The organism is Psychrosphaera haliotis, assembly GCF_039523615.1.
In the GTDB taxonomy this organism is placed as follows: domain Bacteria; phylum Pseudomonadota; class Gammaproteobacteria; order Enterobacterales; family Alteromonadaceae; genus Psychrosphaera; species Psychrosphaera haliotis.
This window is the reverse complement of the sequence record NZ_BAAAFQ010000011.1, coordinates 197,120-220,086: the sequence shown is the minus strand read 5'-3', so window position 1 is coordinate 220,086 and position 22,967 is coordinate 197,120. Positions and strand designations below refer to the sequence as shown.

22 protein-coding genes are annotated in these 22,967 nt (G+C 39.5%); 8 read left to right on the top strand and 14 right to left on the bottom strand.

From position 1 onward, the window contains the following. Positions 1-236 precede the first annotated feature (236 nt). Positions 237-776, top strand: coding sequence for a gamma carbonic anhydrase family protein (locus ABD009_RS14080; RefSeq protein WP_343826469.1), 540 nt, complete (start codon positions 237-239; stop codon positions 774-776). Between the two features lie 118 nt (positions 777-894). Here the strand turns inward: ABD009_RS14080 and aroE are convergent, their stop codons facing one another. Next, positions 895-1,701 (bottom strand): shikimate dehydrogenase, encoded by an 807-nt coding sequence (gene aroE, locus ABD009_RS14075; protein WP_343826467.1) that lies wholly within the window; start codon positions 1,699-1,701, stop codon positions 895-897. Positions 1,702-1,710: 9 nt separating this feature from the next. On the opposite strand from aroE, the gene ABD009_RS14070 reads away from it, so the two are divergent. Further along, positions 1,711-2,160, top strand: a complete 450-nt coding sequence (locus tag ABD009_RS14070) for a group II truncated hemoglobin (protein WP_155696927.1) — start codon at positions 1,711-1,713, stop codon at positions 2,158-2,160. Positions 2,161-2,217: 57 nt separating this feature from the next. Here ABD009_RS14070 and hemF read toward each other — a convergent pair whose 3' ends face one another. The 6 genes from hemF to ABD009_RS14040 all read right to left on the bottom strand — a co-directional run bounded on the left by hemF (position 2,218) and on the right by ABD009_RS14040 (position 7,123). After that, positions 2,218-3,132, bottom strand: coding sequence for an oxygen-dependent coproporphyrinogen oxidase (hemF, locus tag ABD009_RS14065; RefSeq protein WP_155696925.1), 915 nt, complete (start codon positions 3,130-3,132; stop codon positions 2,218-2,220). A gap of 2 nt (positions 3,133-3,134) precedes the next feature. Then, positions 3,135-3,713: an L-threonylcarbamoyladenylate synthase type 1 TsaC gene (gene tsaC / locus ABD009_RS14060; protein ID WP_425543084.1), complete on the bottom strand. Its 579-nt coding sequence runs from the start codon at positions 3,711-3,713 to the stop codon at positions 3,135-3,137. 17 nt (positions 3,714-3,730) lie between these two features. Further along, the gene (locus ABD009_RS14055) at positions 3,731-4,279 is read right to left on the bottom strand and encodes a DNA topoisomerase family protein (RefSeq protein ID WP_155696921.1); all 549 of its coding nucleotides are present in this window, start codon (positions 4,277-4,279) and stop codon (positions 3,731-3,733) included. A gap of 95 nt (positions 4,280-4,374) precedes the next feature. Next, complete coding sequence (locus ABD009_RS14050) at positions 4,375-4,848, bottom strand: DUF494 family protein (RefSeq protein ID WP_155696919.1); 474 nt, start codon at positions 4,846-4,848, stop codon at positions 4,375-4,377. A 15-nt stretch (positions 4,849-4,863) separates the two neighbouring features. Further along, entirely contained in the window at positions 4,864-5,964 is a 1,101-nt protein-coding gene (gene dprA, locus ABD009_RS14045) for a DNA-processing protein DprA (protein ID WP_343826461.1), read from the bottom strand. Positions 5,965-5,992: 28 nt separating this feature from the next. Further along, the gene (locus tag ABD009_RS14040; RefSeq protein WP_343826459.1) at positions 5,993-7,123 is read right to left on the bottom strand and encodes a LysM peptidoglycan-binding domain-containing protein; all 1,131 of its coding nucleotides are present in this window, start codon (positions 7,121-7,123) and stop codon (positions 5,993-5,995) included. 108 nt (positions 7,124-7,231) lie between these two features. On the opposite strand from ABD009_RS14040, the gene def reads away from it, so the two are divergent. Genes def through trkA form a run of 4 tightly spaced genes read left to right on the top strand, consistent with a single transcriptional unit; the run spans position 7,232 to position 11,408 of the window. After that, positions 7,232-7,738: a peptide deformylase gene (gene def, locus ABD009_RS14035; protein ID WP_155696915.1), complete on the top strand. Its 507-nt coding sequence runs from the start codon at positions 7,232-7,234 to the stop codon at positions 7,736-7,738. Positions 7,739-7,752: 14 nt separating this feature from the next. Next, the gene (gene fmt, locus ABD009_RS14030) at positions 7,753-8,703 is read left to right on the top strand and encodes a methionyl-tRNA formyltransferase (RefSeq protein WP_343826456.1); all 951 of its coding nucleotides are present in this window, start codon (positions 7,753-7,755) and stop codon (positions 8,701-8,703) included. Continuing rightward, positions 8,700-10,004 (top strand): 16S rRNA (cytosine(967)-C(5))-methyltransferase RsmB, encoded by a 1,305-nt coding sequence (gene rsmB / locus ABD009_RS14025; protein WP_343826454.1) that lies wholly within the window; start codon positions 8,700-8,702, stop codon positions 10,002-10,004. The genes fmt and rsmB overlap by 4 nt, the downstream gene beginning before the upstream one ends. A gap of 27 nt (positions 10,005-10,031) precedes the next feature. After that, positions 10,032-11,408, top strand: coding sequence for a Trk system potassium transporter TrkA (trkA, locus tag ABD009_RS14020; RefSeq protein ID WP_155696911.1), 1,377 nt, complete (start codon positions 10,032-10,034; stop codon positions 11,406-11,408). 138 nt (positions 11,409-11,546) lie between these two features. Here trkA and ABD009_RS14015 read toward each other — a convergent pair whose 3' ends face one another. The 6 genes from ABD009_RS14015 to ABD009_RS13990 all read right to left on the bottom strand — a co-directional run bounded on the left by ABD009_RS14015 (position 11,547) and on the right by ABD009_RS13990 (position 21,197). After that, a complete protein-coding gene (locus ABD009_RS14015; protein WP_343826451.1) occupies positions 11,547-13,652 on the bottom strand; it encodes a glycoside hydrolase family 97 protein in 2,106 nt (701 codons plus the stop codon). A 61-nt stretch (positions 13,653-13,713) separates the two neighbouring features. Continuing rightward, positions 13,714-16,161, bottom strand: a complete 2,448-nt coding sequence (locus ABD009_RS14010; RefSeq protein ID WP_343826449.1) for a GNAT family N-acetyltransferase — start codon at positions 16,159-16,161, stop codon at positions 13,714-13,716. Further along, the gene (uvrD, locus tag ABD009_RS14005; RefSeq protein WP_343826447.1) at positions 16,162-18,477 is read right to left on the bottom strand and encodes a DNA helicase II; all 2,316 of its coding nucleotides are present in this window, start codon (positions 18,475-18,477) and stop codon (positions 16,162-16,164) included. Positions 18,478-18,519: 42 nt separating this feature from the next. Next, positions 18,520-19,239: an HAD-IA family hydrolase gene (locus ABD009_RS14000; protein WP_343826445.1), complete on the bottom strand. Its 720-nt coding sequence runs from the start codon at positions 19,237-19,239 to the stop codon at positions 18,520-18,522. A 26-nt stretch (positions 19,240-19,265) separates the two neighbouring features. Next, positions 19,266-20,480, bottom strand: coding sequence for a GGDEF domain-containing protein (locus ABD009_RS13995; protein ID WP_343826443.1), 1,215 nt, complete (start codon positions 20,478-20,480; stop codon positions 19,266-19,268). A gap of 66 nt (positions 20,481-20,546) precedes the next feature. Next, entirely contained in the window at positions 20,547-21,197 is a 651-nt protein-coding gene (locus tag ABD009_RS13990; RefSeq protein WP_343826441.1) for an HD domain-containing protein, read from the bottom strand. 68 nt (positions 21,198-21,265) lie between these two features. Between ABD009_RS13990 and glpE the strand changes: the two genes are divergently transcribed. Continuing rightward, positions 21,266-21,589 carry a thiosulfate sulfurtransferase GlpE gene (gene glpE / locus ABD009_RS13985; RefSeq protein WP_343826438.1) on the top strand — a complete coding sequence of 108 codons (324 nt, stop codon included), beginning with the start codon at positions 21,266-21,268 and terminating at the stop codon, positions 21,587-21,589. A gap of 2 nt (positions 21,590-21,591) precedes the next feature. Then, a complete protein-coding gene (glpG, locus tag ABD009_RS13980; RefSeq protein WP_343826436.1) occupies positions 21,592-22,422 on the top strand; it encodes a rhomboid family intramembrane serine protease GlpG in 831 nt (276 codons plus the stop codon). Positions 22,423-22,493: 71 nt separating this feature from the next. Here glpG and ABD009_RS13975 read toward each other — a convergent pair whose 3' ends face one another. After that, positions 22,494-22,895, bottom strand: coding sequence for a flagellar basal body-associated protein FliL (locus ABD009_RS13975; protein WP_155696889.1), 402 nt, complete (start codon positions 22,893-22,895; stop codon positions 22,494-22,496). Positions 22,896-22,967 lie beyond the last annotated feature (72 nt).

Here is a 22,967-nt window from a genome sequence, read left to right as displayed (position 1 = left end):
TGAGAAAGTTTTCTAAACCGTTTTGAGTCAATCCAAACCACCTTCACTTTACGTTTCAAGCCGTTTGATGTCTCCCTGACAACGAGGACGCATTATAGAGATCTAATTACGTTGCGCAAGCGCTTTTTTGAAAAAGATTTTTGTTTGGCTATAATAACTACAAACCGCATATTTATTGGCTTATTTGTTCGAAAAGTAGGATATTTAAGCCTTACCTTAGCTAATGGGAGCTAATCATGAGAAACATTAAGTCTTATAAAAGTATTACGCCTACAATAAAAGAAAACTGTTACATAGATGATAGTGCCGTTCTTTATGGTGATATAACGTTAGAACAAGACGTAAGTATTTGGCCACTTGTTGCAGCAAGGGGAGATGTTAATACTATATCTATAGGGGCAAGGACAAACATACAAGACGGAAGTGTGCTTCACGTAACCCGAAAATCTAAAGGAAACCCAAACGGCAATCCTTTAATAATAGGAGAAGACGTCACCGTTGGCCATAAAGCAATGTTGCATGGGTGTCAGCTCGGTAATCGTATATTAGTAGGTATGGGTGCAATAATCATGGATGGCGTAATTGTTAATGATGATGTCATCATAGGTGCAGGTTCATTAGTGCCACCGAACAAAGTATTAGAAAGCGGTTATCTATATGTTGGAAACCCAACTAAACAAGCAAGACCATTAAAAGAGTCTGAATTAGCATTTTTAACTATATCGTCACAAAACTATGTAAAACTTAAAAATGAATATATAGAAGAACAGTCCTAGTTTTTACTTATATATGTTACCTATCTTATTAACCACAACGGTAGGTAACATAAATAGAAGGGAGCCTAATAAAAGGGGACCTAATATAGAAATGAATAGATGGCCTAGTCAATCACGACTATACGTTAGACAATAGATTCCGTACCGCCTGCGTTTTTGGCATCACACCATTCCAAACATAAAAAGCCTCAGCAGCTTGTTCAACTAACATTCCTAGCCCATTAATAAGCGTTACATCTGGATTAATTTTCTCAGCCCATGCTAAAAAGGACGTTTGTTCGTTTGAATAGTACATGTCATATACTGCGATCGCTTCGCTAAATATAATAGAGCTCACAACAGGTAACTCTTTATATACTGAACTTGAAGTTGCATTAATTACAATATCAAATGAGTCAGTTACTTCATCTAAACCCAAGGCAGATAGCTTTTCACTATTAGACTCGTCGACAATTCGCTGCGCTTTGTCTTTTGTACGATTAGCAATCATAATAGATTTCGGTTTCGCATTTAACAAGGCAGGGATACAACCTCGCGTAGCGCCACCAGCTCCAATCACTAATATACGACGGTCTTCAATAGTTACCTCGTTGTATACAAGATCTCTCACTAAGCCCTCACCATCTGTATTGTCACCACAGAGAGTATTGTCTTTTATATATAAAGTATTCACGGCCCCAGACAATTTTGCTCGGTCAGTAACATGCTTACATAAGCTAAAAGCTCTTTCTTTAAACGGCAATGTTACATTAGCCCCAGCAATACCATTTTCAAAAAGCTTCAATACTTCTTCTTCAAAGCTATCTAATTCTAATAATTGTTTACTGTAAGTAAGCTCTATACCAAGTTGTTTTGCGAATTCTTCATGTATAATAGGCGACTTTGAATGCGCGATTGGATTTCCAATTACTAAAAATTTCTTCATGAGCTTCTTATGTTAAATAAACTGAAATCAAAATTACTCGGCAACGACCAGCAAAAGGGTAACTACCAATCCCATCTTTCACCAAGTCAGTCACCATATGACCGCATGGGCAAAGATAAAGTAATGCTATTGGCCAATGCTTTTTATGATGAAATGGAAAATAACACAGACGCAGAAGAACTTCATAGTATTCATCCACAACCAATGAATGCAATTAGAGTTAAGTTTTTCGAATTTTTAAGTGGTTGGTTAGGTGGACCTGACTTGTTTGCAGAAAAATACGGCCACCCTAGACTTCGAGCGAGACATTTACCGTTTGCGATAGATCATAAAATGTATGAACAATGGATGTTATGTATGACCATTGCACTCGATAAAGTACTGGCCGACGACCCAGTGTTAAAAGCTGACTTGCGAGCTAAGTTTGATCAATTAGCTGCGCATATGATTAATCAGTAGGTGATAGGCGAGTGGCTAGGAAACCCCAAGGCACTCGCATTAACTATTAACTATTAACTATAGGTTAAGATAGTTTTGTGGCTGCAGGTAGCGCTCATATAAAAGCGCTTCTAGCGATCCTGCTTCAGGGCTATATTGATATTCCCATCGTGCCAAAGGCGGCATCGACATTAAAATAGATTCCGTTCGTCCTCCTGTTTGCAGACCAAATAAAGTGCCACGGTCCCAAACCAAATTAAACTCTACGTAACGTCCTCGTCTATAAAGCTGAAACTGTCGTTGATGCTCAGTCACCGGAGTGTCTTTACGTTTTTCTACTAAAGGCTGATAAGCGTCTATAAAACCATTGCCAACCGCTTTGGTAAATTCAAAGCTTTTTTCAAATCCCCACTCGTTTAAATCGTCAAAGAATAATCCACCAACACCTCGAGTCTCTTCACGGTGTTTTAAGTAAAAGTATTCATCACACCACTTTTTATACTTTGGATAAATATCGTCACCAAATGGTGCGCACAAATCAAATGCCGTCTGATGCCAGTGAACAACATCTTCTTCTATTGGGTAATAAGGAGTAAGGTCAAAACCACCACCAAACCACCAAACTGGCTCTGCACCTTCTTTTTCAGCAATAAAAAAACGAACATTTGCGTGAGTGGTCGGAATATGAGGATTGCGCGGGTGGATCACGAGTGAAACACCACAGGCATTAAAGCTGCGACCTTCTAGTTCTGGTCGGTGTGCTGTAGCCGATGCTGGCATATTTGCGCCAAAAACGTGGGAAAAATTAACACCTGCTTGTTCAAATACATTGCCGTCTTTTAAAACTCGACTTCGGCCACCGCCGCCTTCTTCTCGAATCCATTGATCTTGCTCAAATTCGCCGCCATCTAATTTTGAAAGCTGCTGAGTAATATTGTCTTGTAAAGACATAAAAAACGATTTTGCTTGTTCCAATAACTTGTGTTCGTGCAAAACTAACTCCTGAAGATTTCGCCAGTTAAAGAATGTTTAATTATCGATGGTTTATCGCTGCCGCCGAGTGATTCATTTACATATATAGAAACATCACTACCAAATACTTTCATTGCTTCACCAATATTATTACATACCGGCTCTGTTGTTCGGTTGGCACTCGTAGACACAATAGGGCGATTAAACGTTTTACAAATACGTTGAATAGTAGGGTGGGCGCTTATACGAATAGCAATCATATCACTTCCACCAGTGATCCACTTAGGCGCTGAAGCTTTAGCTGGTAATAGCCAAGTAATAGGCCCTGGCCAAGATGAAAATATCTCAGGCCTCTTTTCAATTGGCACTTTATCAAAATCAAAGTAGTCATGGCATTGTGATAAATTTTGCGCCACGACTATCAAGCCTTTTTCTACAGGCCTATTTTTCGCGGCTAGCAGTTTCATTACCGCAGCTTCATTTTCAGGATCGCACCCGATACCCCAAACAGCCTCGGTAGGATAAACAATCAATTCACCTTGCTGTAAAGCTTCTATTTCATTTGTGGGTTTAATTAAATTTGAGTCTGTCATATTCTTCATCGCAATCTATAGGTAAATTAAGCTTCTGTGTGAGTATACCCACAAGACTTGTTTATGCATCGTTGATGATTATTTTTATCGAGCACCAATAACGGACTCTGGCAATCAGGACAAGTGTGATTGAGCGGCCTGTCATTTAGTAAGAAGTCGCATTTAGGGTATTGGTCGCAGGCATAAAAAACTTTGCCTTTTTTGCCTGATCGCTGGTGTAGCTCACCTTTATCGCAAGCTGGACAAGGAACTGGTTCATAGTCTTCGTCATCATCTTCTTTTACAATAAAGTGACAATCAGGGTAATTAGTACAGCCAATGAACATACCGTATTTACCAGATTTTACCGCAAGGTCGCCTTCGCACTCTGGACAACACACGTCATCTAATACTTTAACAACCTGAACTTCATTGTGGGATGTCAGTGGCTTGGTATATTCACAGCTAGGGTATTGAGAACATGCCCAAAACGCGCCTTTACTGCCAGATTTAATCAACAATTCAGCACTGCATTCAGGGCATACTTGATTCGTTGAGCTATCAGTTGGTGTTGTCGCCTTCGAGTTTGAAGTCATAAATACCAAGGTGTTAAAAAGAAGATGGAGAGGATCTTAGCCACTCCATTTCTTTTAGCAATGAAATTTTGTCAAACCGTGTAATTTAATGCAGTTTAATGAAGTAAACCGTCTGGCTCTTCAAATACTAGGTTTTCCATTTGTTCAAATGCAGCTTCTTTACCGGGCACATTAAAGAGCACCATGAGCACAACCCACTTAAGGTCATCAAGGCCTATTTGAGACTCTTCCAGTTCCATTACTCGGTCAATAACCATTTCTCTAGTGGCTACATCTAGTAAATTGATTTGTTCTAGAAATAATAGAAACCCCTGACATTCAGTATCAAGCTTCATGGACTCTTCAAGGGTAAATATACGACTGGATAGGGCAGTCTGCCCAATAATGAAAGGAGCAATGTCGTTAGATTGCAGATCGGCTAGATCCTCTAACCACATCAACGCTTTGTAAATATCGTCTTCGTGAAAACCTGCCTTTTTAAGCTCTTTGGTTAATTCACCTTCGTCAACCCAAAGCTCTGAGTTGTCGTTAACGATATTTTCGAAAAGGTACAAAAGGATATCAAACATAATCTCGCCCCTTTGTTATTTATTATTAATGTTAGTGTGAACCTTTATATAGCCGCCGGGCACGGCGTTTATATGCCCCAATATTTCTAAATTCAGCAGCTCTATTAACACCTGTTCCACTGGCAAGTTTGAGCGCTGAGAAATAACATCAACTGAGGTGGTTTCATGATCAACATTAGCTAACAATGTTGTGTCTGCCAAGTTGTTTTTTTCAATTTCAACGAAACTCTCACCTTGGTATACGTCTGCCATACTTTTCCCGATGACATGTTCGTATTCAGTTAATATATCGGCCGGTGTTTGAACCAATTTAGCCCCTTTTTGAATCAGGTTATGACAACCCACTGAAACATCACTAAATATATTACCTGGCACAGCAAAAACATCACGATTCGCCTCTAAGGCATATTTGGCAGTAATTAAAGAACCACTTTTTAACGCAGCCTCAACAACTAAAGTGCCTAAACTTAAACCGGCTATGATTCTATTACGTCTAGGAAAGTGAAATGACTGTGGTGTTTCAAATGGCATAAACTCACTAACTAACAAACCATCATTATCAACAATGCGTTTTGCTAATTGCTCGTGTCTTTTGGGGTATATATTGGCATGGCCTGAACCCATAACCGCAACTGTATAACCTTTATTGTCCAAGGTGGCTTGATGAGCCATTGCATCAACACCTAGCGCCAAACCACTATTGGTAACTATTCCATGTCTGGAAATTTCTGCTGCCAAATACTTTGTCACTTCACAGCCATAGGCCGTTGGCGTTCTCGATCCAACAAATGCAATTTGTGGTCGATTTAAAAGGCTAATATTACCTTGTGAAAAAAGAACAATAGGCGGTCTTGCAGTATTTAGTAAGGCTTGAGGGTAATTACCATCTTCGATGGATATTAATTGAATGTGGTTGCGATTCAGATAGCTAATTACGTTTGAATAATCATGAGATGAGGTTAGGTAATCAATTTGAGCAGACGATAAACCTAATTCAATTAATTGTGCATTTGAAAGCTCAAAAAGAGTGAGTAAAGAGGGGAGTTTTTGGAATAATTTATGAAGTGTCGCAACGCCCAACTTAGGGCATTGCAACAAGGTTAACCACTCTTGCATTTAGTAAGTGCTCCATCAGGATCACCTACTAGTTTGGAGTGTTAATTTTATCTCCAACGTAAACAGGCGAATTGTTTTTAGTAATGATGCCGTAGCTAACTTTGTCATAAACTTTAAAAATCATTAGCTGGCCAACATCTTCAAATGGCATTTCATAAATACCTTTGTGCTCATCGCCTCTGAATAGGTTTTTAACAACCCCAACAAACTTCTCGTAACGAGTAGCATCTTCTTGGTATTTAGGACCTAAGCCTTGATCAACAACCGTTGGTGACTGTCTAGATATCGTTAAGATATTGCCAGCAGCAATATTGTCACCTTTGCCTTTATTAATAATCACCACATCATATTTGCTCACACCCGCTAAGTCAGATGGCGTGGCAATGATACTGGCATTCATTTCTGTATTTACTTCCACCATCTTAAAAAATGCAGGTAAAGCCTGACCTTCACGGATTGGCATAACCACATCGCTTGCTCTAACTTCTTGCTTGGCAGTAGTAATACGAATTTTCCCCGGTACGCCTTCAGCAGGATCACCAGAGTTAATAAGATCGGCCACCGCAACTAATACCGCTTCATAACCTAAAACGTCTTCCGAATCAGGATCAGTGTAGGTTTTACCTTTACGATAAATGGCAAATTTGCTTTCCGATTTTAAGTCACCCTTAATATAGAGCAAGTCTCCAGGTAATGCTCGCTTCACAGTGCGATCTGTACCTAGTACATAAGGTAGGCTATTGATAGTGTCTTCATCTAACGCTAGTTCGTAACTAAGAAAGGACTCTAGAGCGTTAAGTGGAACCATAGGAATAGGTTCATCTTTTTTATAGGCAATTCGCTTTTGAGGAGACAGGCTGAATGAGCGCTTACCCATTACTAATTTTGGTGTACCGTCAGCTTCATAAACTAACTTCAGCTGGTCACCAGGGTAAATCAAATGGGGATTCTTAACTTGCGGGTTTAATTTCCATAACTTTGGCCACAACCACGGGTCATTCAGGAATAAACTCGAAATATCCCACAAAGTATCACCTTTTTTAACGACATATTCCGACGGCGCGTCTTTGCGTATTGTTAACGTATCGGCTATTAATGTAGTTATATGAAGTGAACTAATAACTAGCGCTAGCATCGTTAAGCGAATTAGTACACGCATTCCCTTTTCCCTATAATTATTATTATCAACATGTTGTTCTGTTAATAGTGAATCTAAACAGTTAAAATTACAAGCACACGATGTTATTTGGCGAGGCATAAAAAGATTATGGCAATTTTAGACGTATTACGTTTTCCTGATGAGCGACTACGTACGGTAGCAAAACCGATAGAAGTAGTTGATGACACTATAAAAACTCTTATTGATGACATGTTTGAAACCATGTATGACGAAAACGGTGTAGGACTAGCGGCATCACAAGTAAACCAACACGTTCGTTTATTTGTAACTGATTGCGGTGATGAAGAACGTGAACCTCACGTGTTTATTAACCCTGAAATTATTTCTAAAGAAGGCATGATGATCAACGAGGAAGGTTGTTTGTCGGTTCCTCACTGTTATGCAAAAGTTGAACGTGGCGAAACCGTCACAGTGCGAGCGCTTGACCGTGATGGCAATACATTTGAAATGGATGCCGAAGGCTTATTGGCAATTTGTATTCAACACGAAAATGACCACTTGGATGGTAAATTATTTGTTGATTATTTATCACCGTTAAAACGTGAACGAATTAAGAAAAAGCTAGCTAAAGAAGCTAAATTAGCCGCTCAATAAAACTTAGGTAAAATATGACCTCTTCGCCTTTAAGAATTGTGTTTGCTGGTACTCCAGAATTTGCAGCACAACACCTTTCACATTTAATTACTGAGAACTTCAACATAGTTGGCTGTTATACACAGCCTGATCGTCCTGCGGGCCGTGGTAAAAAACTACAACCAAGCGCGGTTAAGAGCGTTGCTTTGGAACATGACATTCCAGTATTTCAGCCTCAAACATTTAAGGTTGAAGAAGCACAACAAGAATTGGCAGCGCTTAATGCCGATTTAATGATTGTAGTGGCCTATGGACTTATTTTACCTAAAGCGGTGCTTGATACGCCAAAACTAGGTTGCATCAATGTTCATGGTTCTATTTTACCTAAATGGCGCGGTGCTGCGCCTATTCAAAGAGCCGTTCTGACGGGTGATGCTCAAACCGGTGTTACGATAATGCAAATGGACATTGGTTTGGACACTGGTGACATGTTATTGATTGAAACCTGTGATATTGAAAGCACTGATACTAGCGGCAGTGTTTATGAGAAGCTTCAACAGCTTGGTCCAAAAGCTCTAGTCACTGCGGTAAATAAAATTGCCAACAACGACATTGTAGCCATCAAACAAGATGACAACGAAGCAACCTATGCGCACAAATTAACTAAAGAAGAAGCCATCATAAACTGGTCTGATTCTGCTGAACAAATTGAGCGTAATATTCGCGGTTATCAACCTTGGCCTGTCGCCACTACTCAGTTAGCTGAAAATACAATTAAAATTTGGCAAGCAAATGTGGTTAGTGAAAGCACTAGTGCGGCACCAGGTACTATTTTATCAGCAGACAAAAACGGAATTGCGATAGCTACTGGAAATGGCGTGCTTAACATTATGCAACTCCAACCTCCAGGTAAAAAACCTATGAGTGCATCGGACTTTGTTAATGGTCGTGGCGAATGGGTTGTTCCAGGAAATATAATTAAATGAAAGTAACAAATGTAAGAGCGGCTGCCGCGGAAACACTTTTAGCGGTAATGGATAAAGGTGTTTCTTTATCTGAAGCGTTACCAAAAGCCCAGCTTAAAATACCTGCAAAAGATCATGCCTTATTGCAAGAGATGTGTTTTGGCGCAATACGCTTTTTTCCTCGCTTTGACGCGATTACTAACCAGTTGCTATCAAAAAAGCTGAAAGGTAAACAACGTTTATTCCACCACTTGATCATTATTGGAATTTATCAGCTAGAAGAAATGCGAATTCCACAGCACGCTGCCGTTGCTGAAACGGTTCAAGCGGCGGTAAGTCTTAAAGCGCAAGGTTTAAAAGGGCTAATTAATGCCTGTCTGCGTAACTTTATGCGCAATAGAGACAACCTTTTTTCAAAAATAAACAATCCTGTAACAGAATATAGCCACCCAAGCTGGTTTATTAAAAGGGTGCAAGACGCTTACCCTGATCAATGGCAATCTATTTTAACGTCGAACTTAGAACGCGCACCAATGTGGCTAAGAGTTCATACTAATAATGTATCAACTACTGAGTTTTGCGCTGCATTAGATGAAGCGAAAATTGAATACTCTCAACCATTAGCTGATGCGAATGCCATATTATTAGCGGCACCAAAACCAGTAGACAAATTACCTGGATTTGAGCAAGGTTGGTTTACTGTTCAAGACGGAGCAGCTCAGCATGCAGCCCATTTACTGTCTCCTGAAGATGGGGAATCTGTGCTTGATGCATGTGCGGCTCCTGGTGGTAAAACTTGCCACATTTTAGATTTAGCCAAATGTGACGTTACCGCAGCCGATATTGATCAAACACGTTTAGACCGCGTCACTGAAAATTTAGAGCGCTTAGGCGAAACGGCGACACTTATTCAAGGTGATTTAACTATCCCTGCCACATTGCCAGAGACGCAATTTGATCGCATTTTATTAGATGCTCCGTGTTCTGCAACAGGTGTTATTAGACGTCACCCTGACATAAAATGGTTAAGACGTTCTGAAGATATTGATAACTTAGCCGGTGTGCAAAAAGGCATACTTAATACGCTTTGGGCAAAACTAAAGCCAGGTGGAATAATGGTTTATGCCACTTGCTCTATTTTACCTAGCGAAAATAAAGACCTAATGAAAGCATTTTTAGCCTCTCAGGCAGACGCTAAATTAATCCCTATTAATTCACCAATAAGCGGTGAAGAGTCAATTGAAAATCCGGGCTGGCAAATTTTACCTGGTGAGCATAATATGGATGGTTTCTATTACTGTCGCATACAAAAACAACAATAAAATTGATAGGTTAGTAAACCAAATACTATGAAAATAATTATCTTAGGGGCAGGTCAAGTTGGTGCCACTCTTGCTGAAAATTTAGCAGGTGAAGAAAACGATATCACTATGGTGGATATTGATCCTGAACCGCTTCATACGCTTCAAGATAAATATGACTTACAAGTTGTTGTTGGGCACTGTTCACACCCAGATGTGCTAAGGCAAGCTGGCGCAGAGCATGCTGACATGCTGATCGCGGTAACGCGCAGTGACGAAGTCAACATGATGGCGTGTCAGGTGGCGTATAGTATTTTTAATACCCCTAAAAAGATTGCTCGAATTCGCTCTCAAGCTTACCTACTTTATCAAGAGCAGTTATTCCAAAATAGTGACTTACCTGTGGACAAGTACATTGCCCCGGAAGAATTAGTGACTAAGTACATACACCGACTTATTGAATCTCCAGGTGCACTTCAAGTTTTAGAATTTGCCAATGGTTTAGTCTCCCTTGTTGCCGTAAAAGCTTATTATGGTGGTTCTTTGGTTGGTTACGCACTATCAACACTAAAAGAGCACATTCCCAACGTTGAAACTCGAGTTGCTGCTATTTACCGAAAGGGCCAAGCTATAAAGCCTGTGGGAAATACAGTCATTGAAGCTGACGATGAGGTTTTCTTTATTGTTGCCACCAAACATATTCGCCAGGTAATGGAAGAGCTACAAAAGCTAGAAGACAGTTACAAACGTATAATGATTGTCGGTGGCGGTAATATTGGTGCAGGTTTAGCGAAAATATTAGAAAAAAGATACCGAGTGAAGTTGATTGAAATGGATCAACAACGGGCTGAAAGCTTATCTCAATTACTTGAACATACTACTGTTTTTACTGGCGATGCGTCAGATCAGGAATTGTTAGCCGAAGAACAAATAGAACAAACCGATGTCTTCATTGCGGTAACAAACGATGATGAAGCAAATATCATGTCTGCAATGCTCGCTAAAAAGATGGGCGTTCAGAAAACCATGGTACTGATTCAACGTAGTGCTTATGTCGATTTGGTACAGGGTAGGGATGTTGATATTGCGATCTCGCCACAACAAGCCACTATATCTGCATTGTTAACTCACGTTCGAAAAGGCGACGTAGTAAATGTTTACTCACTTCGACGTGGAGCTGCAGAGGCGATTGAAGCAATTGCTCATGGTGACAAGAACACATCTAAGGTAGTGGGGCGTTCAATTCAGGAACTAAAACTGCCACCACAAACCACCATAGGTGCAATTGTAAGAAATGCAGAAGTCATCATCGCTCACGATGATACGGTTATTGAAAGCGAAGATCATGTGATTCTATTTTTGATAGATAAAAAGCACATCAACGAAGTGGAAAAACTATTCCAAGTCTCTGCGCTTTTCCTCTAGTTAACAGCTACCAACAAATAACAGTTACTTATAAAAGCTGTGTGTTATAAAAAAGGACCTGAATATAGGTCCTTTTTTGTAGTTAATAATATTCAGCCAAGAACGTAGACGCAGTCCACGCTTCAACTTCCTATCTTTTTACAAAGCCTTAAACCTAATAGCCGTGCCACCAGATGCAGCCAACTTCAAAGTCATTTTGTCTTTTGACGACACTTGCTTTGTCTCAATAACATACTCATATGGATTAGTTTCCCAATGCGCATTGTCACCGTCTCGATAAATCTGTGCTTCGTACTGCTTGTTTGCATCTAAAAAGTCTAAAGAGATATCAACCGTACGAGCTTCTTCATTCGTTACCGCGCCAATAAACCAATCATCTCCAGAGTAACGCTCTGTTTGTTTTGCCTGTCGTGCCATTACTACAAAATCACCTACCTCACCCGCTAAGCCAATACTTTTAGTCCAGTCTGTCGGTACATCTAAAATAAACTGAAACGCATCTCGTTTAGCTAGGTAATTTTCTGGTAAGTCTGCAGCCATTTGGATTGGGCTATAAAGTACAACATAAGCCGCTAACTGTTTAGCAAGCGTAGTTTGTGGTCTATTTTTATCAGCCTCTAAACCATTAAAGCCCATATCAAAAATACCTGGAGTAAAGTCCATAGGGCCCGACAACATACGAGTAAACGCTAACATTGGTAAATGCTCAGGAGGGTTTGGTGGATTGCCCCAAGCATTAAACTCCTGGCCTCTTGCGCCTTCTCTAGATAACCAGTTTGGATAAGTTCTGCGTAAACCCGTGTCTTTAATCGGTTCGTGAGTATTAATACTTATCTTTCTTTTCGCCGCTTCAGTAACGTTATATAAATATTCGTTAACCATAAACTGGCCATCGTGCCATTCCTTTCTAATAATTCCGTTTTCGTCTATTCTTTTGATATTGCCACCATCGGCGACATAACCGGTTTTTATCTGCTCAACACCGTGTTTTTTATATAAATCTAATGCGTCTTGCATTTGGTTTCTATAATTTGTCACATTACCTGATGTTTCATGATGACCAATTAATTTTGCGCTTTTATCATTACCGTATTCACTTAATGCGTTGATATCAAAGTCTTCATAATTTTCTGTGAAACTAAAAACGTCGCCGTTAAAGAACCAGTCTCCATCCCAACCTATATTCCAACCTTCAACAAGAACACCGTCAAAACCATATTCGCTTGCAAAGTCCATGAAGTACTTAGTATTTTGAGTTGTAGCTCCATGTTTCTCACCGCTTCCCCAAGTCGATTTATTGATGTGCATTTCCCACCAAATACCAACATATTTACCAGGCTTAACCCATGAAACGTCACCTAGCTTATTTGGTTCGTTTAAATTAAGTATTAAGTGAGAGTTTAGTAGTTCTGCGGCATTTTCTGCGATTTGAATTGTACGCCAAGATGACGTTAATCCATTGTTAGACTTGACTGCGACGCCATCTGACCAAGGAGTTAAGTCGGCAATATATTTACCAGGGCGGCGTTGATTTAGCGTCATGGCAGCATAATCAACTAGCGCAGCTTCATGTATGCTTAAATGAACGTTGTTCTTCGTTTTAAAAGTAGCTGGTGTATGTATATGGGCCGCTTCAGATAATGGAGTTTCGTTATAAGTGTATTCATAACGGTTCCAGCCACGAGCAGGAATCCAATACGCCGTTGTGTCATGAGCATTGGCAATAGTGAACTCGGTAGCTTCTTTAATTAACTCAATATGCTCAAAACCATCTTGATTTGGCACTAGATAACGAAAACCAATTCCATCATCAAATACTTTAACCTCTAATGTATATTGTGCATTTAATGTTGCTGGGGTTGGAGAAATTAACTCAGAAAACCAACCTTTATTCGTTTGATGGTTAGGTAGGTGGGTATTTTTTAGCGTAATGCTGGCGTAGTTATGGTGATCTTTAATGACCGTTTGCTCACCCCAAGGTTGTTGCCATTCGCTGCGTTGAGTATTTGTTTTTGTGTTGTCGATTTTAAAGTTAGACGTGAACGACGCTTGTTCTTTAAATACTAAACCTAATACAGAAGGCTCTATAACCATCTGATCTTTAAATGAAACGGTATATTCAACTTGTTCTTTGTCGTCATTAACTTGAACAATGATATCGCCGTTTGGTGATGTAATGGTAACGGTTTCCGCTAAACAAGCTGAGCTACCAAGTAAGAGAAGTGTTGCAGATATAAATCGCATGAATTGATCCTGTATTTCTTTTTATTATGCTCAACAGGATATAAGGTAGTCGCAGTAAGCTCTAACTTTTGAGCCCCTCTACATACGTATTCAAAAGTTTAACCATCTGATTTCGAATATTTTTTACTAATTCTTTTTCACCTGTACATTGATAATTAACAATTAGCTCTTTGTTACTTAAGCCATTTAAAAACTTATCCTCTAGCAACTCAAAAGGCTTGTTCAGCGTTTCTCTAAAAATACTCTGTACTGCAAAAAAGCAGCTATCCGGTGAACGATGATACGAACCTAAATGATTCAAGTCGAGCCAATTTTGGTTTTTCGACCATATAGAGTAACCAGCTGGAGGAGAAGCTTCAAAAGCCTGGATAAGCAAATAAACCGCATCCTGTTGGCTTTTCCGTTGGCCGGTTTCAAGCTCAGTATTTATCGTTTCAATACAACGTTGTTGCCATAACTCTAGTGATGTTTCAGCGTCGGAGTTTAGTGCTTTGGCCATAAAAATACTGACTAATCCTGTACTTGTATCAGCCTTTAACCCTAATCGTACTGGGCTAAATGCATTGTTAATCCAGAAATTTAGAACCTGTATATCAAAACCGAAACTAGTGCATAAAAAGTCTATTGCTGAGCTGCTTTCATAATACGACTTTATATTGGCCAACAGCTCACTACCTAGGCCCTGTGACTGCATTGATGGCGTAACTGCAATCCTTACAACTCTCGCATATTTGAAATACCCTGCGTTAGCATAACCACAATGAGCTAATAGAGACTGCGGAAACAAGTGGCCTCTCGGTCGCCTAATTCCTTTTTGTATATCGCCCATTAAATTGCCATCAAGCTCAGGTTCAAAACCACCCTCTAAGGAAATGAGTGCAGTCGCGATTAATTCATTATCTTCAAATAGACCAAATATTTCCATATCTGGATTATCCAGCATGGCCCGTAAATCATTCGGTGACGTTTGATAATGAGCTTCGGTTAAAAGCCCAAATACGTCGGCAATCTGACCTGTTTGAAGCAATTGCTTTGCAGACAGTTTAATAAAGGTTCTTTGTTCTGCAGAGCCACTGACTATAGCCCCATTGACTTGCGACTGAATGACAGTGTTTGATATTGGTGAGCTTTCTTCTTTTATAAAACAAATGCCCTGATTTACAATGCGTTCTAGATCGTCGTTTTCGGTCCATCGAACAGGCTGAGTTAGCATTTCATGCTTATAATTATTAAAGCTATCTTTAAGCCAAGGCTTAAGTTTGTATTCAAACCCTCTGCCTGTACCCTCATAACCATGAATTGTTGTTGCTAAGATAGCCTTACCTGTTAGGCCTACCAGTTCTTTTACAACAGTTACTGGCAAACTTGCCGCTTCATCAATGATCAACAAGTCGATATTGTTTTTAAAGTCTTCTGACTGATTAATTATATGATCGGGTGAACAAAACTTAATGGTGGGATTTGTAACACGTAATAAGCGACTAAAGTGTTCCGTTAAAATACCCGTAGAATCTAAGCTAGAGGACGTAACAACAATATTAAAAGGGCGATCAACTGATAGCTGATTTAACCATTGAGCCACCGCAATACCGATAACCGAAGACTTCCCTCGACCTCTATCTGCTGTAATCAATAAACAATCTTGTAACTTACTTTTATCAATATCATTATCAGGTTTGTTTAAGGACTCTGAATTTATTGGTTTTGTATTCAAAAGATCGGTTATTGATATCGCAACGCGATCTTGATCAGTGGTTAAGTAAGGGGAGTCTTTTTTAGCGTTGTCGTTTTTATAAGTATCGCTTTTAGATTTTTCATATTCATGAAAGCTTACTTCGGCGCTTCCATTAGAAACATCATTAGTGACACTATTAGGTACACCACCAGAAGTTGGTTCCTGAATTATTTGTGAAGTTCTTTGAGAAGCTTTTTGAGAATTGTTTTCAGAAGTTAAATCTAAGGAGTCATCAGCAATGCCTTTGTCGGCATTATACAAATAAACTCCGTTATTTGAGTTGTTCTCAAAGACACTCAACAGATGAGAGATAAAATTGTTATCTATGTCGCTAACATTTACCTTTTCAGAAATAAAACGACTCTGCTCTGGGTCTTGAAAGGCAAGCCACTTAGCATCAGGCGGTGTTATTAATATAAGTACACCGCCTTGTTTAATAACACCAGAAAGAGCTGCAACCGCATCTGCATTAAACCCCTGATAGGCGTCATAGATTAATATGTCACACTCTTGCCCTAGATATTTTCGAAACTTTTTAATTCGCCATTCGTTTTTTCTAAGCACTGAGTCTGCACTCAATGACTCGGGCTCTAAAAAGGGAATTATTTTAAGGTGCTCAATACCCTGCGGTGAGCTATCTAATGAACATTCAATTAGCGGGTAAACGCACTCATAACACTGACTAACAGAGCCAACTAAACGAACAATGCCCCGTTGTTTTTGTTGGGACAGCTTCTGCTTTAGCTGAGCAATGTAATCAATAAATTCTGTCATTTAAACAGCGGTTAATTTTGCATAGGTTGTTACTAACCACTTGGCGCCAAACTGATCAAAGTTAACTTGTATTCGAGCGTGCTCACCGTCACCTTCGCAGTTTAATACCGTACCTTCACCAAACTTTGCATGCATAACTCGCTGTCCAAGTGAGAAACCTGTCCCCGTGAATTTTACATGGTTAGTGGCAGCTTTAGGCTGTGATGAATAACTAGAGCCTGAACCGTAACCCGTTGAACTTCCATAACTTGAGCTACTGCTACGGTATGCCGGTTGACTAACAGACGTGGTCAGTTTTACATGATACAGACACTCTTCTGGTATTTCGGCAATAAAACGAGAAGGGCGGTGACGATGCTCTTGACCGTACATTCGCCTAACTTCAGCATAAGTAATAAATAAACGTTGGCGAGCTCGGGTCATTCCTACATAAGCCAAACGTCTTTCTTCTTCTAATCGCTCAGGTGCATCTGCGCTTTGTTGACTCGGGAACATGCCTTCTTCAACACCCACCATAAATACAAGTGGAAACTCCAAACCTTTAGCACTATGTAACGTCATTAACTGTACGGCTTCTTCATAGTCGTCAGCTTGCGATTCGCCCGACTCTAAAGAGGCATGAGATAAAAATGCAGAAAGTATTGGCATTTCTTCCATGTTTTCATCAGGTTCATACTGTTTACAAGCCGTCACCAATTCCTCTAAGTTTTCTACTCTAGTTTGACCTTTTTCGCCTTTTTCCGCTTGATACATGGCCTTTAGGCCAGACGCTTGTATCGCCTGATCCGCCTGTTCATGTAAAGGTAATTCGGATACATCTTGTTCTAGCTGATCAACCAATGAAATAAACTTTTGCAATGCGCCCGAAGCACGTGCTGACAACCTATTTTCGTTAATCAGTCGGCCACTAGCTTGCCACATTGTAATACTTTGACTTCTCGCTGCATCACGAATGGTTTGTAAGGTTTTATCACCAATTCCACGTGCTGGCGTATTAATAACACGTTCAAAAGCCGCATCATCATCACGGTTCGCTAATATTCTTAGGTAGGACAGAGCATCTTTGATTTCTTGACGTTCGAAGAAACGTAAACCGCCATAAATTCGATACTTTAGACCTGCTTGCAATAACGCTTCCTCTAAAACACGAGACTGAGCATTGTTACGATATAAAATGGCTGCATCGGATAAGCTGCCACCTTCTTCTTGCCACTTCTTAATATTGCCAACAACAAACCTAGACTCTTCGATTTCGTTAAACGAAGAATATACTGCAATTGGATCGCCTTCTTTGTCTTCGGTCCATAAGTCCTTGCCGAGTCGATCACTGTTATTTGAAATAACGGCATTGGCCGCTTTTAGTATATTTGCGGTTGAACGATAGTTTTGTTCAAGACGAATGGTTTCTACATCGGCAAAGTCTTTTTGGAAGTTGTGTATATTCTCAACTCTCGCACCACGCCAACCATAAATAGATTGGTCATCATCGCCAACAATCATTACGTATGAAGGGTCTAGCTCATCTACAACACCGCCTGGATGTCCACCTGAAATTAACTGAATCCAGGCGTATTGAATGCTGTTGGTATCTTGAAACTCGTCCACCAGCACGTGACGAAAACGTTTTCTATAATGACTTAATACATCAGGGTGTGTCGCTAACACCTCATGGCTGCGCAATAATATTTCAGCAAAATCCACCAAACCAGCACGGTCACAGGCTTGTTGATAAGCTTCATATACTTTTACCATCACCTGTTCATTTGGATCGTAAGTTTCAATATGTTTTGGACGCAGACCTTCATCTTTTTTGCCGTTGATATACCACATGATTTGTTTAGCGGGATAGCGTTTTTCATCTAGATTGAGGCTTTTTAATAATCGGCGAATTAATCGGTGTTGATCATCAGAGTCTATAACTTGGAAGCTCTCTGGTAGTTTAGCTTCTCTAAAGTGAGTTCTTAAAAAGCGATGCGCTAAACCATGGAAAGTACCTATCCACATACCATGATTACTAAACTGAGACCCCACAGTGCCATGACCCATTACCGTTTCTAAACGGTGGCGCATTTCTGTAGCGGCTTTATTAGTAAAGGTAACCGCCATTATAGAATAAGGTGATACGTGATGCGCCCTTATTAAATAACCAATTCGGCTAATAAGAACTTTTGTTTTACCTGATCCCGCACCTGCCAGGACTAACATATTTTGCGGCGGTGCTGTAACGGCCTCATGTTGACGTTCATTTAATTCATTAAGTTTGAGCGCGGCTAAAACGTGATGATCGGGTTCCTGATTAGGAATAAAAACGTCCATTATGTACTGAGGCCTTAAACTGGATATAAAAACAGGTTTTGATTATAGCAGTTGTAGTAAATCATCCAAGTCTGAATATTCAGCATTAGGCAAAGAAGCGCCAATCGACATGGCTTTTTTTGCTGGGTTATACCAAAAACTGCTGCAAGACGCGTTTTGTGCAGACTTTAAATCGGAGCCAATATTATCTCCTACATGCAAAATAGACTCACTAGGAATATCCAAGTGACGAGAAACCATCTTCAACATATCAGGAAAAGGCTTCATTCTATTTCCATTGGCTCCAGCTCTATAATAACCAACAAAGTATTGGGATAGACCAAGCCTATCGATATCAGCATTGCCATTTGTGACTGCAACGATTGGAAACTTCTCTTTAAGGCGCTGCAATACTTGGTGGGTTTTAGAATCTATTGAAAAGTTAGACCTTGCGTTGTAGAAAACATCAAAAGCCTGTTCGACCAATTGCTTTTCTTTGATTTTTTCTAATTTTAAGTAGGATAAACCGTGCTGAATTGCCGCCTTTCTCCACAATGTCACGTCATGTTTGAGTTCAGGGTTTGCTTTGATAGCATGCCACTTAGCCTTTAACCACGGCTGTATACCAGCATCAATAATGATTGGAACTTCGCCACACAAAAACTCAAATTGAAGCTGTTCGGCTTGATGGATTACAACATCATTGGAATATAGAGTGTCATCAAGATCGAAACTGATAGCTTTAATAGATGCTTGAAAATGTTGGTAGAATTTTAACGCCAAAACAATAAACCTTTATTTGAACTGTGTTATTCGGACTTATCGCTGACGCAATTACGTCCATTATTTTTAGCATCATACATTGCCTTATCAGCTCTACGCAGCAAAATATCAATTGGTTCATTGGTTTGATACTCGGCAGTTCCAAAGCTTGCGGTTACTTTAATCGCTTTGTCATTATGAATAACGGTATGGTCTGACAGTGCTTTACATAAAGATTTTGCTAATTGGTTGGCTTCCCTCTTATTGGAATCTGCCATTAATATAGCAAACTCTTCGCCACCTATTCGTCCGAGTATATCTGTTTCGCGCAATCGTTCATCTACCACGGTAGCAACATCAATTAATACTTTGTCTCCCACCTCATGACCGAACTGGTCGTTAATGTGTTTAAACAAATCTATATCAAAGGTAATAATGCTCAGTGGGGTAAATTGTCTATCCGCTCGCTTTTTCTCTCGGCTCAAATGATCCATAAAACTGCGCCTATTATCAACTCCCGTTAAGGCATCTGTCATTGCTAGCTTTTTAAGCTGCTCTTCTAGCTTTTTGCGTTGTTCAATCTCGACTTTAAGCAGCATGTTATCTCGTTCTCGCTCCTGCTGATTTGACCATGCCTCTCTAAAATTTTTATTGATGGTGTACGAAATAGATAAACCAATAGTATTGGCTAACAATATGAAGGTTGTTGAAAAACCTATTCGTGATGCATGATCAGGAAAAACAAAAATCGCAGAGAGCACAAATAAAACCACAAAACCCAGTGCAGTAATGAGTTGCTGGCCTAAACTTAGTGGTACAAAAATATAGATAAGAATTGTTAAAAAAGAACAACAAATAGCTAATTCAAATAACGTAGCAGGATCTTGTAACCATTGGCTATAAATATAAAAGGTAATAAACAGCGCAAAAAGAAAGGCCGCCAAGAAGAAGTTAACAACCGTATAAATCCTTTTTCGAGTCATGTCTCTAATAATTACCATATAGCAGACAAAACCCACCAGCCCAATTGTAAATTTAACGCCAACGCTAAATAGCTTTGCTTCTGGGATAACAAAAGAAACATATTGATCAGAAATAGAAAACAAAGAAAAAAATAGAGCAAGGACAAGAATGCCGCGGGCAACGGCAAACCCATTGACAGAAAATTTTTCCAGATGATATCGGCTTTCTATGTATTTATTTTCGAAGTTAGGCCACCAATGCCTAAGACGATAATTTGTTTGATGCCATGAATGGTTCATAATCCATTACGTAATTTTTATTATAATAATCAAACTATAGATTAGTTTTTAAACAAAATCTCCAATTTAACCAATTTCTGCACCCAACTGCTTTAAGTACAGTTCCATAAACTCAACTCGCTTTAGGGCCAACTCTTTTCCAGCTGTGGTTTTTAATGTTTTTGCTGTGCGGAATAATTTTTCATAGAAGTGATCAATAGCGGATAATTTGCTATCGGCACTACGGTTTTCACAAAAGGGATCTTCCGTGTGATAGATGGCACTACCAAGCTTTCCAGATACAGCAAAGCAGCGAGCAATTCCTACCGCACCTAAGCCATCCAACCTGTCGGAATCTTGCACAACTTCGGCTTCCAATGACGTTGTTGCAATATTAGCGCTATAACTGTGAGCTTCTACAGCGTGAAATACGTTCTCAAGTTTATGTTCAGGGAATCCCGATGCGCGTAAAAAGTCTGTGGCCACTTTGGCAGCTTGAATACTCGACGTTTTATTTCTTGGGTCATTTTTAGGGTAAGTTACACAGTCATGTAACCAAGCTGCCGCTATCACTACCCAAACATCCGCGCCTTCTGCTTCAGCAATGTACTTTGCATTACTCACGACTCTTTTTATATGATTGATATCATGTGCAGTATCATGAACAACTTGCTTACTCATAAAGTCTTGGCAGAGTTTTTCTAACGATTCTAACGAATTAATTTTTAATGAGGCCATAACAAATCTATAATCGGTTAAATTGGTTCGTATTATGATGAATAATTTTAATTTTTTCAGGAATTTCTATGTCTAACTTTAAACATATCAATATCGTCGATGCACAAAAATTAATAGCCGACAATTCAGCTATCGTTGTTGATATCAGAGATGAACAATCTTTTTCTGCTGCACATGTAGAAGGGTCGTTCCACCTTACAAACGGAACTCTGCACTCATTTACACAACAAAATGATTTTGACCAAACGGTTTTAGTTTTTTGCTATCACGGCAATAGCTCTCAGGGCGCAGCTCAGTACTTAGTAGAGCAAGGCTTTGATGATGTTTATAGTGTGGACGGTGGTTTTGAAATGTGGCGTAAAAACTTCCCATTTGTTAACGCTGACAATTAATAGTGACTTACATTGGCGAATTAGGATCACAGCGAGCATGCTTAGCCTTTTGTGATTACCTGAAAGTTAAAAACCTAACCTTCCGTGTTGATGAACGGCATGATAGCGGTTTAATTACCTATACCATTTATGCACCTGAGCAAGATGCACAGGAAGTGGAACTCGCTTTTAATAACTTTATCTCGAACCCTAATAGAGAAGAGTATTTAAATGCGTCATGGCAACTTGCTGAACCAGCTCAATCATCAGCAAATCAAAGTTTAGGTTTATCGAATATCTGGTCTAGTGTCGGCTTTTTTACTCGCCTAATAGCAGGTCTTTGTATTCTAATTTTTGTTTTGTCTTATTTAGGCTGGTATAGAGAAGTATTTTTTGCGCTTAAATTTGATTGGCTGTGGACGGAACCATATCGCCTCATTACACCTGCAATCATGCACCTTAGTGCCATACACTTACTTTTTAATTTGGCGTGGTGGTGGTACTTAGGTGGAAGGATAGAAAAAACTCTGGGTTATCAAACGTTAATACAAGTTTTTTTGATTAGTGCGCTAGCATCAAATGTGTTGCAAGTTTTACTAGTCAACGATCAGTTTGCCGGATTATCGGGTGTTAACTACGCGCTAGCTGGCTTTGTCTGGGTTTGTGGCACTGTACACAAGTCAACTAGGTTATATCTGCCTAACAACCTCTTTGTCTTTTTAATTGTATGGATGCTAGTGGGTTTTGTAGATGTGTTGCTTATTCCAATGGCGAACTGGGCTCATTTAGGTGGGTTACTTGCTGGTATGTTACTAGGCTTATTGCTCGTCAAAAGATCAGTTAAAACGGTTTAGTACAAAAAACTAACGGTTCGCGCCGCTTAATAAAAAAGGAGCCAAGGCTCCTTTTTAAATTTAGATACGCGTTAACTATACAAATATTTGGTAAATATTAAGTCTTTAATAACTGGCTGACCCGTTTCTTTCTTCATCAGTTCTTTAAGTTTCTCTAAAATCAAGATTCTGATTTCTTCTCTGCCTGTCATTGATTTTACTTTTTGCTCTGGCTGACGAATCAGAATATCAATCATTGCGTCTCTAAGCAATGGAGCATGATGCTCTACAGCTGGCACATTTTGAACATCTTCAACCATTAATTCTGCGGTAATTCTCACAAAACCAATACGACGTTTGTTACTTACATAATTTGTTATGATGTCCGGTTCAAAACCGTAATAACCAACATTTGGTTTTTCACCAGCTGCATGAAGGCTTAATGAACTAGCTAGTACAATAATAGCGATAAAAATACGTAACAAAACGAGCATCCTTTGTTTTTATGATTTAGCGGTAATTTTAGTGAATTATATAGGTTCTACCAGCTTTTATTTTGAGAACTA

Coding starts and splice junctions, on each gene's coding strand:
- ABD009_RS14080 (WP_343826469.1), top strand. CDS start 237: ATGAGAAACATTAAGTCTTATAAAAGTATTACGCCTACAATAAAAGAA.
- aroE (WP_343826467.1), bottom strand. CDS start 1,701: ATGAAGAAATTTTTAGTAATTGGAAATCCAATCGCGCATTCAAAGTCG.
- ABD009_RS14070 (WP_155696927.1), top strand. CDS start 1,711: ATGTTAAATAAACTGAAATCAAAATTACTCGGCAACGACCAGCAAAAG.
- tsaC (WP_425543084.1), bottom strand. CDS start 3,713: ATGAAGAATATGACAGACTCAAATTTAATTAAACCCACAAATGAAATA.
- ABD009_RS14055 (WP_155696921.1), bottom strand. CDS start 4,279: ATGACTTCAAACTCGAAGGCGACAACACCAACTGATAGCTCAACGAAT.
- ABD009_RS14050 (WP_155696919.1), bottom strand. CDS start 4,848: ATGTTTGATATCCTTTTGTACCTTTTCGAAAATATCGTTAACGACAAC.
- dprA (WP_343826461.1), bottom strand. CDS start 5,964: ATGCAAGAGTGGTTAACCTTGTTGCAATGCCCTAAGTTGGGCGTTGCG.
- ABD009_RS14040 (WP_343826459.1), bottom strand. CDS start 7,123: ATGCGTGTACTAATTCGCTTAACGATGCTAGCGCTAGTTATTAGTTCA.
- def (WP_155696915.1), top strand. CDS start 7,232: ATGGCAATTTTAGACGTATTACGTTTTCCTGATGAGCGACTACGTACG.
- fmt (WP_343826456.1), top strand. CDS start 7,753: ATGACCTCTTCGCCTTTAAGAATTGTGTTTGCTGGTACTCCAGAATTT.
- rsmB (WP_343826454.1), top strand. CDS start 8,700: ATGAAAGTAACAAATGTAAGAGCGGCTGCCGCGGAAACACTTTTAGCG.
- trkA (WP_155696911.1), top strand. CDS start 10,032: ATGAAAATAATTATCTTAGGGGCAGGTCAAGTTGGTGCCACTCTTGCT.
- ABD009_RS14015 (WP_343826451.1), bottom strand. CDS start 13,652: ATGCGATTTATATCTGCAACACTTCTCTTACTTGGTAGCTCAGCTTGT.
- ABD009_RS14010 (WP_343826449.1), bottom strand. CDS start 16,161: ATGACAGAATTTATTGATTACATTGCTCAGCTAAAGCAGAAGCTGTCC.
- uvrD (WP_343826447.1), bottom strand. CDS start 18,477: ATGGACGTTTTTATTCCTAATCAGGAACCCGATCATCACGTTTTAGCC.
- ABD009_RS13995 (WP_343826443.1), bottom strand. CDS start 20,480: ATGAACCATTCATGGCATCAAACAAATTATCGTCTTAGGCATTGGTGG.
- ABD009_RS13990 (WP_343826441.1), bottom strand. CDS start 21,197: ATGGCCTCATTAAAAATTAATTCGTTAGAATCGTTAGAAAAACTCTGC.
- glpE (WP_343826438.1), top strand. CDS start 21,266: ATGTCTAACTTTAAACATATCAATATCGTCGATGCACAAAAATTAATA.
- ABD009_RS13975 (WP_155696889.1), bottom strand. CDS start 22,895: ATGCTCGTTTTGTTACGTATTTTTATCGCTATTATTGTACTAGCTAGT.